11 protein-coding genes are annotated in these 11,916 nt (G+C 63.2%); 5 read left to right on the top strand and 6 right to left on the bottom strand.

What is annotated here, in order from left to right; translation table 11 throughout:
• Window positions 1-119: 119 nt before the first annotated feature.
• Both algB and ACN0X6_RS02935 read left to right on the top strand, forming a co-directional pair.
• Complete coding sequence (gene algB, locus ACN0X6_RS02940) at window positions 120-1,472, top strand: sigma-54-dependent response regulator transcription factor AlgB (RefSeq protein ID WP_417701982.1); 1,353 nt, start codon at window positions 120-122, stop codon at window positions 1,470-1,472.
• 13 nt (window positions 1,473-1,485) lie between these two features.
• On the top strand, window positions 1,486-3,282 hold the full coding sequence (locus ACN0X6_RS02935) for an ATP-binding protein (RefSeq protein WP_417701980.1): 1,797 nt from the start codon (window positions 1,486-1,488) through the stop codon (window positions 3,280-3,282).
• A 70-nt stretch (window positions 3,283-3,352) separates the two neighbouring features.
• On the opposite strand, the gene ACN0X6_RS02930 is transcribed toward ACN0X6_RS02935, so the two are convergent.
• The 6 genes from ACN0X6_RS02930 to ACN0X6_RS02905 form a co-directional block, all read right to left on the bottom strand.
• The gene (locus tag ACN0X6_RS02930) at window positions 3,353-3,538 is read right to left on the bottom strand and encodes a PA3371 family protein (protein ID WP_417701978.1); all 186 of its coding nucleotides are present in this window, start codon (window positions 3,536-3,538) and stop codon (window positions 3,353-3,355) included.
• 18 nt (window positions 3,539-3,556) lie between these two features.
• Window positions 3,557-3,868, bottom strand: a complete 312-nt coding sequence (locus tag ACN0X6_RS02925) for a hypothetical protein (protein ID WP_417701976.1) — start codon at window positions 3,866-3,868, stop codon at window positions 3,557-3,559.
• Window positions 3,869-4,044: 176 nt separating this feature from the next.
• Window positions 4,045-5,232, bottom strand: coding sequence for an ATP-binding protein (locus ACN0X6_RS02920; protein WP_417701974.1), 1,188 nt, complete (start codon window positions 5,230-5,232; stop codon window positions 4,045-4,047).
• Entirely contained in the window at window positions 5,226-5,837 is a 612-nt protein-coding gene (locus ACN0X6_RS02915; protein WP_417701972.1) for a chemotaxis protein CheB, read from the bottom strand. Before ACN0X6_RS02915 ends, ACN0X6_RS02920 begins: the two co-directional genes overlap by 7 nt.
• Complete coding sequence (locus tag ACN0X6_RS02910) at window positions 5,834-6,643, bottom strand: CheR family methyltransferase (RefSeq protein ID WP_417701970.1); 810 nt, start codon at window positions 6,641-6,643, stop codon at window positions 5,834-5,836. Before ACN0X6_RS02910 ends, ACN0X6_RS02915 begins: the two co-directional genes overlap by 4 nt.
• Complete coding sequence (locus tag ACN0X6_RS02905) at window positions 6,643-10,137, bottom strand: response regulator (protein ID WP_417701968.1); 3,495 nt, start codon at window positions 10,135-10,137, stop codon at window positions 6,643-6,645. The genes ACN0X6_RS02910 and ACN0X6_RS02905 overlap by 1 nt, the downstream gene beginning before the upstream one ends.
• A gap of 131 nt (window positions 10,138-10,268) precedes the next feature.
• Here ACN0X6_RS02905 and ACN0X6_RS02900 point away from each other — a divergent pair, with 131 nt between their 5' ends.
• From ACN0X6_RS02900 to ACN0X6_RS02890, 3 genes are all read left to right on the top strand, one after another.
• Window positions 10,269-10,661, top strand: coding sequence for a response regulator (locus ACN0X6_RS02900; protein ID WP_417701966.1), 393 nt, complete (start codon window positions 10,269-10,271; stop codon window positions 10,659-10,661).
• A gap of 50 nt (window positions 10,662-10,711) precedes the next feature.
• Window positions 10,712-11,377 (top strand): DUF3313 domain-containing protein, encoded by a 666-nt coding sequence (locus tag ACN0X6_RS02895; protein ID WP_417701964.1) that lies wholly within the window; start codon window positions 10,712-10,714, stop codon window positions 11,375-11,377.
• Between the two features lie 133 nt (window positions 11,378-11,510).
• Window positions 11,511-11,915 (top strand): DUF1330 domain-containing protein, encoded by a 405-nt coding sequence (locus ACN0X6_RS02890; RefSeq protein WP_417701962.1) that lies wholly within the window; start codon window positions 11,511-11,513, stop codon window positions 11,913-11,915.
• Window position 11,916: the final 1 nt, after the last annotated feature.

The raw sequence follows: 11,916 nt of genomic DNA, 5'->3' as shown, positions 1-11,916 counted from the left end.
TAATTCAAGAAAAGGCAGCCTGCCTGCATGCAGGGTGCAGGATTCGCACAGTCGGGCCGTGCAACTTGCATGGTTTTTACCTGACTAAGCTGCATTGACCAGTCAGACGGAGCACATACATGGCAGTTTCAGAGCAAGGCAGCGGACGCATTCTGCTGGTGGACGACGAAGCGGCAATCCTGCGTACCTTCCGTTACTGCCTTGAAGACGAAGGCTATGACGTCGCCGGCGCCAGCAGTGCGACGCAAGCCGAGGCGCTGCTGCAGCGGCAGGTCTTCGACCTGTGCTTTCTCGACCTGCGCCTGGGCGAGGACAACGGCCTGGACCTGCTGGCGCAGATGCGCATCCAGGCACCCTGGATGCGCGTGGTGATCGTCACCGCCCACTCCGCCGTGGACACCGCCGTCGATGCGATCCAGGCTGGTGCCGCCGATTACCTGGTCAAACCCTGCACCCCCGATCAACTGCGCCTGGCCGCCGCCAAGCAGCTGGAAGTGCGCACCCTGGCCGCACGCCTTGAGGCTCTGGAGGGTGAGGTGCGCAAGGCCAAGGATGGCCTCGACTCGCACAGCCCGGCGATGATGGCGATTCTGGAAACGGCGCGCCAGGTCGCCGCTACCGATGCCAATATCCTCATTCTCGGCGAATCCGGCACCGGCAAGGGCGAGCTGTCGCGCGCCATCCACGGCTGGAGTCGCCGCGCCAAACGTACCTGCGTGACCATCAACTGCCCGTCGCTGACGGCCGAACTGATGGAAAGCGAACTGTTCGGCCATGCCCGTGGCTCCTTCACCGGCGCCAGCGAAAGTACCCAGGGCCGCGTCAGCCAGGCCGACGGTGGCACCCTGTTCCTCGATGAGATCGGCGACTTCCCACTGGCCCTGCAACCCAAGCTGTTGCGCTTCATTCAGGACAAGGAGTACGAGCGTGTCGGCGATCCGGTAACCCGCCGCGCCGATGTGCGCATCGTCGCCGCGACCAACCTGGACCTCGACGAGATGGTCCGCGAAGGACGCTTCCGCGAAGACCTTCTCTACCGCCTCAACGTGATCACCCTGAAGCTGCCGCCGCTGCGCGAACGTCACGAAGACGTGATGGGACTGGCCGAGCGCTTCCTCGCCCGCTTCGTCAGCGACTATGGTCGCCCGGCCTGCACCTTCAGCCCCGAAGCCGCTGCCGCTCTGCAGGACTATCACTGGCCAGGCAACATTCGCGAGCTGCGCAACGTCATCGAACGCGCCAGCATCATCTGCCAGAGCGAGACGGTGGAAGTGACTCACCTCGGCCTCGGCGGCAGCAGCGAAGCACCTGGCAATGCCGTGCGCGTCGGCGCAGCAATGAGCCTCGAAGAGCTGGAAAAGGCGCATATCGCCGCCGTGCTGGCCAGCAGCAACACCCTCGACATGGCCGCCAAGACGCTGGGCATCGATACCTCGACCCTCTACCGCAAACGCAAGCAGTACAACCTCTGACCACGGGATCTCCATGAAGCTGTCGATGAAGCTTCGCACGCGCCTGTTCCTCAGCATCTCCGCGCTGATCACCGTGGCGCTGCTGGGCCTGCTGCTCGGCTTGTTCAGCGTCACGCAGATGGCGCGCAGCCAGAGCGACCTGATCCAGCGCGGTTTCGACGCCGTGCAGATCGGCCAGAAGCTGCGCCAGCATCTGGGCGACGAACTGATCGTGTTGATCGATCAACAGCCCGATGCGCAGCGCCTCGAAACCATTCGCAAGTCGTTCCGCGCCACCTTCGATGAGGGGCTCAAGGCCAACCTCAATGACGACTATTCACGCAGCCTGGAACAAGCCGCAGCGCTTTACGCTGAAATGGAAGAGGCAGCCAACAGCGCCACCGCGCCCGGCGAGACACCGCACGATCTGGGCAACCACAAGCCCTTCATCGAAGCCTTTCAGCACCTGCGTGATCACCTGCTGGCGCAACAGGACCAGGTCGTCGACTGGGTCATCTCGGCCGAAAGTCGTGCTGGCGAACGCTCCCAGCTGATCGCCGGGCTCCTGGTCCTTATCGGCCTGGCCGTCTTGGCGATAGGCGTGCTGACGGCCCACGGCATCGCCCGCCGCTTCGGCGCCCCCATCGACATGCTGGCGCGGGCCGCCGATCGGATCGGCCAAGGCAAATATGACGTGGTGCTGCCGGTATCGCCGGTGTTCGAGCTGGCCGTCCTGAGCCGCCGCTTCGGTCTGATGACCGAGTCCCTGCGCGAATATCACTCGAGCAACCTCAAGCAACTGCTCAACAGCGAGGGCCGCCTGAAAGCGGTGCTCGACAGCATCGACGATGGTCTGGTCATCCTCGACGCCCAGGGCAACATCGAACACGCCAACCCGGTGGCGCTGCGCCAGCTTTCCTGGCAGGCCGATATCCTCGGCCAGCCGATCGGGCCACTGTTGCCTGATCATGCCGTGGACGAGGCGCTGCGCCAGGTACTGGCAGGCGAACTGCTGCATGAGCCGCCGGCTGATCTGCAGATCGAACGTGACGGCGAGACCAGGCTGCTGGCCTGGGCCCTGACTCCGATTCAGCTGCGCGAGGGTGGTAGCGTGGGGGCAGTGATGGTGCTGCGTGACGTCACCAAACAACGTGCCTTCGACCGGGTGCGCAGCGAGTTCATCCTGCGCGCCTCGCATGAGCTGCGCACGCCGATCACCGGTATGCACATGGCGTTCAGCCTGCTGCGCGAACGTCTTTCACTGCCGCCAGGCGGACGCGAGCAGGAACTGATACGCACGGTCGACGAGGAGATGCATCGGCTGGTGCAGTTGATCGACGACCTGCTCAACTTCTCGCGCTACCAGAACGGTGTACAGACCCTGCAGCGCCGCCCCTGTGACCTCGGCGCAATGATCCAGCAGATGTCTCAACGCTTTACCGAGAGCGCTGCGCAACGCGAGGTGACGCTGCTCTGCGAAGTCCACGAGCCACTGCCGCAGCTTGAACTCGATGCCACGCAGCTGCAGCGGCTGCTCGATAACCTGACCGACAACGCCCTGCGCTACAGCAACCCGGGTGACGAGATACGGCTACAGGTGCGTCGCCATGGCGAACAGGTGATCGTCAGCGTGCAGGACGAAGGCGAAGGGATCCCCTTCGAACAGCAGGCGCGGATCTTCGAGCCCTTCGTTCAGGTCGGCCGGCGCAAGGGCGGCGTCGGCCTGGGACTGGCGTTGGCAAGGGAGATCGTGCAATTGCACGGCGGCCAGCTGAGGGTTCATTCACGCCCCGGCGAAGGCGCCAACTTCTATTTCAACCTGCCGGTTTGATCGACCGTTGCGGGCGACGCTCGGTCTCGGTGGGCTAAAGCGGATCGCCGCCCGGCCCACCCTAGGCAGTTCAGCGCAGCACCGGATCGAACTTGATACGGCGCCCGGCCATCAGCGCGACCAGAAAGCCCGCTGCGAAGACGACGCAGCCGCCCTTGAGCAGCAGGGCGACACCCCCGTCCAGAGCGGGGCTCAGCCACAGCGCGCCCAGGCTCGACAGGGTCATGATCAACAACAGGATGGCACTTCTGGACACGGCAGGACTCCTTGTCGCTCAGAACACCCAGCGTGGGGTGCTGTTGGCAGGACGCGGCTCACGGTTGGCGGTATCGGTGTCACCCTCGTCGGAAATGCGCACCCACTGCGCATCGTCACCGACGGCACCGACAGCGCGAGTTGGCTGCGTGCGCAGTTCGGCAGAGCCTTCCTGCTGCGCAGCGACACGCGATTCCCAGACCGGCGAGTTGGAAAGGGTGAACTCGGCCGTTTTGGCGATGGCGCCAGCCGAATCACTGAAATCTTTGCCGTAAGCTCCGTTGACCAGCAATGCAGCGACGCAAAACAGGCTCACTCGGACGATGTTCATGACGCTTCTCCATCAGCAGATCAGTCGGGGGGCTTACATGACTGATTCTGCAGCGCTCATGCCAACATCAATTAAGGTAAAATATCCTTATAAATCAAATATTTAAAACAAATCTAAATACCCTCGCTCATGCACTTTGCAAGATGCATGAATCACGACACGTGCAATTTGCACGATCAACTGCGTAGCGGCAGCAGGATGCTGAAACAGGAGCCCTCGCCGAGTCGACTGCTGAGCTCGATGCGCCCGTCATGGGCCTGGACGATCTGCTCGCTGATAAACAAGCCGAGCCCCAGCCCCTGCGCGACGCTGGCACCAGAAACGCGCTCGAACTGCTCGAAGATCCGCCGCTGGTCAGCCTCGGAGATGCCCAGCCCCTGGTCACGCACCTCGGCACGGGCCATATCGTCCACCACCCGCACACGCACCGACACGGGTTTACCACCCCCGTAGCGCAGGGCGTTGGTCAGCAGGTTGGCCAACACCTGCTCGATGCGGAACTCGTCCATCATCACCGGTGCCGGATCCTCGACGTGCAACTCGATATAGCTGCCGGTATGGGTGAACTGCGCGGCCAGGCTCTCCACCACGTTGCCAGCCAGCACGCCGAGGTCGCCGGGTTCTGGACGCACGGAAAGCTTGCCGGTACGAATGCGCGAAACATCCAGCATGTCGTCGATCAGGCGGCTCAGGCTGCGGATCTGTCGCTCGTCGCGTGCCACCATCTCCTGCAGCTTGTCCGGGGTAAAGGCATCCATGCGCCCCTGCTCCAGGCGCAGTCGGCGCAGCTGTACGTCGAGGATCAGACCATTGAGTGGCGTGCGCAGCTCGTGCGAGGCGATGGACATGAACACGTCACGCATCTGTACCGCTTTCTGCAGCTCGCCCTGGGTCTCGCGCAGCTCGGCGAGCAGCGCCTCCTGTTCACGACGCGCCGCCTCGACCACTTCCAGCTGCATGCTCAACGCCTTGCGATGGCGGTACAGCTCGACGAACATCGCCACCTTGCTGCGTACCTCGAAGGGCGACAGCGGCTTGTGCAGGAAGTCCACTGCGCCGCTCTCGTAACCACGGAAGGCGTAGTCCATGTCGCGGCCAACCGCGCTGACGAAGATGATCGGGATATGCTTGGTCTTTTCCGTGCCGCGCATCAGCTCGGCCAGTTCGAAGCCGTTCATGCCTGGCATCTTGACGTCGAGAATGGCCAGGGCGAACTCGTGCTCGAGTAGCAGTGACAGCGCCTCATCGGCGCTGCTGGCCTGGAACACGGTGCAATCCTCGCTCTGAATCAACGAACGCAATGCCAGCAGGTTTTCCGGCAGGTCGTCGACGATCAGCACCTTGGCTTCAATCTTCCTCAGCATGGCAGGGCATCCAGTTCGGCCAGCAGCAGGCGCATGGCATTGATAGACAGGAGAAAATCCGGTTCAAGCAGCGCCAGCGCGGCATTCGGCATGGTGGGCACCTGTGCATCGGCAGGCTCCTGCACCAGAGTCAGGCCGCCGGCCTGTTTGATCGCCAGCAGACCGGCCGCGCCATCCTCGTTGGCGCCGGTGAGCAGCGCGGCAGCCAGTTGCTCGCCATAGGCATCGGCAGCGGACTCGAAAAGAATATCGATCGACGGCCGGGAGAAATGCCGTGGTTCCTCACGACTGAGGGAGAAGCTGCGCTCGCTTTCGATGGACAGGTGGTAACCGGCGGGCGCCACGTAGACCACGCCGCCGCGCAGGTACTCCTTGTCCTCGGCTTCCTTGGCGGGCAGTTGCAGGCGTCGCTGCAGCAGATCGGCCAGCAGACTGTCGCTGCGATCCGGCTGATGCAGCAGGCAGACCACTGGCAGTCGGTAATCCGGCGGCAGGTCCTCGAGCAAGCTCAACAGCGCCTCTACCCCTCCGGCCGAGGCGCCAATCAGCAGGGCCTGCAGCGGCGCACGCACCTGGCCGCGGAGGTTGATCCGTTGGCTGCTCATCGCTTGCGGAAAATCCGCTCGGGCCGCGACACCGCTTCGAACTGCCGGGCATAGGCGGAAAAATCCAGGCTCTCCTTGCTGCCCAGACCGAGAAAGCCTCGGTGGCAAAGGGATTCGTGGAACAGACCGAGAGCACGGTCCTGCAGGTCGCGGTTGAAATAAATCAGCACGTTGCGGCACGACACCAGATGGGTTTCGGCGAACACACTGTCGGTGGCCAGGCTGTGATCAGCGAAGGTCAGGTTGGTGCGCAACGACTTGTCGAACAGCACCCGGTCATAGGCCGCCGAGTAGTAGTCGGAGAACGCGCGCTTGCCACCGGACAGTTGGTAGTTCTGGGTATAGGTGCGCAGGTTGTCGAGGGCGAAGATGCCCTGCTCGGCCTTCTCCAGCGAGTGCGGATTGATGTCGGTGGCGTAGATCATGGTGCGTTCCAGCAGGCCTTCCTCGTACAGCAGGATGGCCAGGGAATACACCTCCTCGCCGGTACTGCAGCCAGCCACCCAGACCTTCAGCGAAGGATAGGTGTGCAGCAACGGCACCACCTGCTCGCGCAGGGCGAGAAAGTATTCGGGGTCGCGGAACATCTCGCTGACCGGGATGGTGAGGTACTGCAGCAGCTGCATGAACGCCTGCGGCTCGTGCAGGATGCGCGCCTGCAACGCCGAAATGGTCGGGCAATCCAACTGCGCCTGCGCCTGGCGTACACGGCGCTTGAGCGAGGCCTTCGAGTAGTCGCGAAAGTCGTAGCTGTAGCGCAGGTAGATCGCCTCGATCAGCAGGCGCAGCTCGATTTCATCAGGCATCACAGACGCTCCAGCTTGGGCATCCACACGCGGATCAGGGAGAACAGACGGTCCAGGTCGATGGGCTTGGCCAGGTAATCGTTGGCGCCAGCCTCGCGGCAGCGCTCCTGGTCATCCTTCATCGCCTTGGCCGTGACCGCAATGATCGGCAGGTTCTTCCAGCGATTCTCCAGGCGAATCTGCCGGGTGGCTTCGTAGCCGTCCATCTCCGGCATCATCACGTCCATCAAGACCAGGTCGATGTCTTCACGCTCCCTCAGCTTGTCCAGCGCTTCGAAACCGTTGCGCGCGACTTCCACCGTGGCGCCCTTCTGCTCCAGCGCGCTGGAGAGGGCGAAGATGTTGCGCACGTCATCGTCCACCAGCAGCAGGCGCCGACCCTCGAACAGCTTGTCGCGGCTGCGCGCGGTCTTGAGCATGCGCTGGTGCTCGCTGGACAGCTCGGCCTCGACCTTGTGCAGGAACAGGGTGACCTCATCCAGCAAACGTTCTGGCGAACGCGCGCCCTTGATGATGATCGAGCGCGAGTACTTGAGCAGCTCGGCTTCCTCGTCGCGGGTCAGGTTACGACCGGTGTACACGATCACCGGCGGGAAGGAACAGATGTCTTCCTCGGCCATGCGTCGTAACAACTCGTTGCCCTGCATGTCGGGCAGCTTGAGGTCGATGATCATGCAGTCGAACACCGTATCGCGCAGCTTCTCCAGCGCTTCGCCAGCCAGTGCGACGGCGGTGATCTCGATGTCTTCGTCGCTGATCAGGCGGGCAACGCTGTCGCGTTGCAACGGGTCGTCCTCGACCAGCAGCACGCGCTTGACCTGCTGATTGAGCTTGGCCTCGAGCCTGCCGAAGACGTCCTTGAGCTGATCGCGACTGGTGGGCTTGAGCGCATAGCCAACCGCCCCCAGGTGCAGCGCAGCCTCGCTCTGATCCTCCACCGAAACCACATGGACCGGGATGTGGCGGGTCTGCGGGTCGTCCTTCAACCGTTGCAGCACACCGAGACCGGAGCCGTCGGGCAGGCGCATGTCGAGCAGGATGGCATCCGGGCGGTACTGCCGCGCCAGCTCCAGGCCTTCGTCGGCGCAGGTCGCCACCAGACAGGCGTAACCCAGTTCGTGAGCCAGATCGAAGAGGATGCGGGCGAAGCGCACTTCGTCCTCGACCACCAGCACGCGGCGGCCGCCACGCTCGTCGAGGTGCTCGCGGTCATCGGCGAACGGCGCTGGCGCTCGCGGCATCACCGGCGCGGCAATGGCTGCGGCAACCGGCAGCGACGACTCGACCGCCACCCGAGGCGCGGCAATCGGCTGGCTGGGAGCAGCACCTTCAACCAGACGCTCGGGCAGCAGCAAGGTGAAGGTACTGCCCTCGCCCGGTACGCTGCTGACCGTGATCGAGCCACCGAGCAACCCGGCCAGATCACGCGAGATGGACAGCCCCAGGCCGGTGCCGCCATAACGGCGGTTGGTGGTGCCATCGGCCTGGCGGAAGGCCTCGAAGATCGCCTGCTGCTGATCCGCAGCGATGCCGATGCCGGTATCGCGCACGGCGAAGGCCAGGTTCTGGTCGTCCTGCCGCGACACGCTGAGGGTCACGCCGCCACGGTCAGTGAACTTGATGGCGTTGGACAACAGGTTGCGCAGGATCTGTTCGGCACGCTGGCGATCGGTGAACAGCACCGGCGGCAGCTCGCCTTGCTGCTCGATCTCGAAACTCAGACTGCGCTCGCCAGCCAGCGGTACGAATACATCACGCAAGCCTTCGAGCAGGCTCGCCAGCGGCGTGCGCTCGGGGCGTATCTCTAGCTTGCCGGCCTCGACCTTGGCGATATCGAGAATGTCGTTGATCAGATTGAGCAGATCGTTGCCGGCCGAGTAGATCGACTCGGCGAACTTGACCTGCTCATCGTCGAGATTGCCGTTGCCGTTTTCCGCCAGCAGCTTGGCCAGGATCAGCGAGCTGTTGAGCGGCGTGCGCAGCTCGTGACTCATGTTGGCAAGGAACTCGGATTTGTAGCGGCTGGCGCGCTGCAGCTCCTCGGCACGCTCTTCCAACTGAGCCTGAATACGCCCGAGGGTGGTGTTGCGCTGGTCCAGCTCATCACGTTGGTCGGCCAGTGTCTGCGCCTGTTCGGAGAGTTTCTCGTTGGTCTGCTCCAGCTCGGCCTGCTGGGTTTCCAGGTGCGCCTGGGACTCCTTGAGCACGCGCGCCTGCTGCTCCAGCTCCTCGTTGGCCGCGCGCAGTTCTTCCTGCTGGGTCTGCAGCTCCTCGTTGAGTTGCTGGGTCTGGCCGAGCACCTCTTGCAGACGCTGGCGATAGCGCGCCGCTTCAAGTGCCATCCCGACATTGCTGGCGATGGCCTCGAGGAACTCGCGCTCACGCGGCTCCAGCACGCGCATGAAGGCCAGTTCGATTACACCGTTGACGCGGTCTTCGGACTGCAGCGGCAGCAAGGCGACGCTCACTGGCTGGCCTTCTCCGAGACTCGAAGCGACCTTGATGTAATCCGCCGGCAGATCATCCAGGCAGACCAGACGACGGCCGCGAGCAGCCTGTCCGATCAGGCCCTCACCGCGATAGAAATGCGCCTTGAGGCTGGCGTCTTCACTGAAGCCATAACCGGCAACGCGCGTGAGGTCGCCCGTCTGAGCATCGCGCAGATACAGGGCGGCGACCACGCAATCGAGATATTCGGCAAGAAACTCAAGGGAGCGGTCGGCCAATTCCTGTACCTGCGGCTGGCCAATCAAACGCTCCGCCAGCAGGTTCTGACCACCACCGAGCCAGGCGCGGCGACGCTGCTCATCGGCATAATCGGACTGCTTGGCCATGGCCAGTGAATAGGTCTGCGAGAGGTTCATCAGCTCACGGCGCCCGAACAGCGCCAACAGGGCACTGAACAGGATGCTGACCACCAGGTAGATGCCGGCCCCCCAGAGCGTGGTGCTGCTTACTTCGGCATTGCGCTGCTGACGCAGTTCACGTTCGCTGTTGATGAAGGTATCCAGCTCGCGGCGCATGCCATCGGTAAGATTCTTGCCCCGGCCACGCCCGACCTCGGCCATGAAGTTGCCGCCGTCGCGGCGGCTGGCAATGACGTCCTGAGCATAGAGATCCCACTGCTCCTGCATGGCCAACAGACGTTCGAGACGCTGCACCTGCGACGGGTTGTCGGAAACCATGTCGATGAGCTGTTCGGTCTGCGGACGAAACTTGCCGCGTGCCTGCTCGTAGGGCGCGAGGTAGTCCTCTTCGCCGCTGAGCAGGAAGCCACGCATGCCGGTTTCCAGGTCCAGCGTCAGCTTGTACACCTCGCTGGCCCTGTTGAGCACCTGGTCGGTGTGCTCGACCCAGCGGATCACATTGAGCAGGTAGCCGATCAACAGCGCGAAGCACAGCGCGCCGACCAGACCCAGGCCGAGCGGCAGCCCGACGTTACGGTTGAGAATCCGGCGAAAGCCTTTTTCGTCCATTGCGGACTCATTCGACATTGGGACGTCCATTCGATGATTGTCTCGCTTGTTCTTGTCTGTCCGGAGAAGGCGTATGGCACACTGACCGCGCACCGACTGCGAAGTTTGCCAAACATTCGCGCATTCTGCGCGCTGAAACAGAGAGCCCCATGACCGAAATCGACTGCGCCCGTGCCAAGACCATCCTGCTGGTCGAGGATGACGATGTGGTGCGCCAACTCACCGCTGAAGTACTCGAGGAATTCGGCTATCGCGTCCTCGCCCTGCGCGATGGGCACAGCGCACTGGAGCGGCTGCGCAGCGAGCAGCACTTCGATCTGCTGATGAGCGACATCGGCCTGCCCGGGATGGACGGGCGCGAACTGGTGGAAGCCGCTCGCCAGCTGCGACCGACCCTGCCTGTGTTGTTCGCCAGCGGCTATTACGAACGCGACCTGCTCGAAGCGGTGCGCGCCCGCGACAGCGCGGCGGCCACCGAGAGCATCGTGAAACCCTATGACTTCAAGCTTCTCGCTCAACGCTTGAGCGAACTGGCGGGTTGACGAAGCGGCATCTAGGCTGATTGCAGGCCCCTGGACAGGAGAGTCCTCCGATGCGTTACGCCAACTCGCTTTGCCTGGCTCTACTCGCTGGTTTCCTGCTCAGCGGCTGCGCCAGCCAGACCACCAAACCCACCCAGTTCTCCGGCTACCTCGCCGACTACTCCCAGCTCCAGCCAGCCACTTCAGCCACTGGCGCACCGGTGCTGCGCTGGGTTTCGCCGCAGTTCAGCAGCGAGCGCTACACGACGGTGTATGTGGAGAAGCCGACCTTCTATCCAGAACCAGCCCCCAGCGATCAGGTCAGCGCGCAGACGCTGGAAAGCGTCCGTGATTATCTGCATCAGGCGTTGATCCGTGAGTTACGGGGACGCATGACGGTGGTAAACGAACCGACCATGGACAGCCTGGTACTGCGCAGCGCGATCACCAGCGTGACGGTTTCCACCGAAGGGCTAAAGGCCTATGAAGTGATTCCTGTCGCCCTGGTACTCGCTGCGGCAACCACAGCCGCTGGCACCCGTGACCGCGACAGCGCCATTTTCATCGAGCTGGAGGGCCTCGATGCCCGCACCAGCGAACCGGTGCTGCGCGTGGTGCGCAAGGGTCACGGCCTGACGCTGGAGAACAGCAGCACGCAACTGACCCTGGAGGATCTCAAACCGGTGCTGGACGTCTGGGCGCGTGATGCACGCGATTTCCAACCTGGCCCACGCTGATCGGCCTGCCGGTACAGCGACCGCAGTGCAGCACCACGCCGACCAGATGATTGGCTATCAGAAGGATCAATAGCGCTTGCCGTACTCGGCTTCAGGCGGGAGGCTCAGGAAAAACGCCAGCCGAGGAACGTGCATGCCCAGCATCAACCCCAACCGCGAGGATCTGCTGGCATTCGCCGAGCACATGCCCAGCGATACACCGATCCTGATGCTCAATCTGCTTCGTTTCAACGATCAAGCCGCGTACGACGCAGGCAGCCTCCACGTGCCGTGCAGCGGGCGCGAAGCCTATGCGCGCTACAGTCGCACCGCGCTGAACAAGGTCAAGGGGGTGGGCGGTGAGGTGCAGGTGATGGCTGATGTCCACCTGGCGCTCATCGCACCGAAGGAAGAGCGCTGGGACTTGCTTCTGCTGGTGCGCTATCCCTCGTCAGCAGCCTTTCTGAGCATGCTCTCTGACCCCGAATACCAGGCCGCCACCGTTCATCGCAGTGCCGCGCTGGCCGACTCCCGGCTGATCGGCAGCACACCCAGCTGAG

The organism is Pseudomonas sp. (genome assembly GCF_048269965.1).
Classification (GTDB): domain Bacteria; phylum Pseudomonadota; class Gammaproteobacteria; order Pseudomonadales; family Pseudomonadaceae; genus Aquipseudomonas.
Note: the sequence above shows the minus strand (reverse complement) of the source record. Positions and strands in the feature narration are given on the sequence as shown.

Bases quoted from the DNA above. Each gene is read 5' to 3' on its own strand.
- ACN0X6_RS02920 (WP_417701974.1), bottom strand. From the start codon at position 5,232: ATGCTGAGGAAGATTGAAGCCAAGGTGCTGATCGTCGACGACCTGCCG.
- algB (WP_417701982.1), top strand. From the start codon at position 120: ATGGCAGTTTCAGAGCAAGGCAGCGGACGCATTCTGCTGGTGGACGAC.
- ACN0X6_RS02890 (WP_417701962.1), top strand. From the start codon at position 11,511: ATGCCCAGCATCAACCCCAACCGCGAGGATCTGCTGGCATTCGCCGAG.
- ACN0X6_RS02905 (WP_417701968.1), bottom strand. From the start codon at position 10,137: ATGTCGAATGAGTCCGCAATGGACGAAAAAGGCTTTCGCCGGATTCTC.
- ACN0X6_RS02900 (WP_417701966.1), top strand. From the start codon at position 10,269: ATGACCGAAATCGACTGCGCCCGTGCCAAGACCATCCTGCTGGTCGAG.
- ACN0X6_RS02925 (WP_417701976.1), bottom strand. From the start codon at position 3,868: ATGAACATCGTCCGAGTGAGCCTGTTTTGCGTCGCTGCATTGCTGGTC.
- ACN0X6_RS02915 (WP_417701972.1), bottom strand. From the start codon at position 5,837: ATGAGCAGCCAACGGATCAACCTCCGCGGCCAGGTGCGTGCGCCGCTG.
- ACN0X6_RS02895 (WP_417701964.1), top strand. From the start codon at position 10,712: ATGCGTTACGCCAACTCGCTTTGCCTGGCTCTACTCGCTGGTTTCCTG.
- ACN0X6_RS02935 (WP_417701980.1), top strand. From the start codon at position 1,486: ATGAAGCTGTCGATGAAGCTTCGCACGCGCCTGTTCCTCAGCATCTCC.
- ACN0X6_RS02910 (WP_417701970.1), bottom strand. From the start codon at position 6,643: ATGCCTGATGAAATCGAGCTGCGCCTGCTGATCGAGGCGATCTACCTG.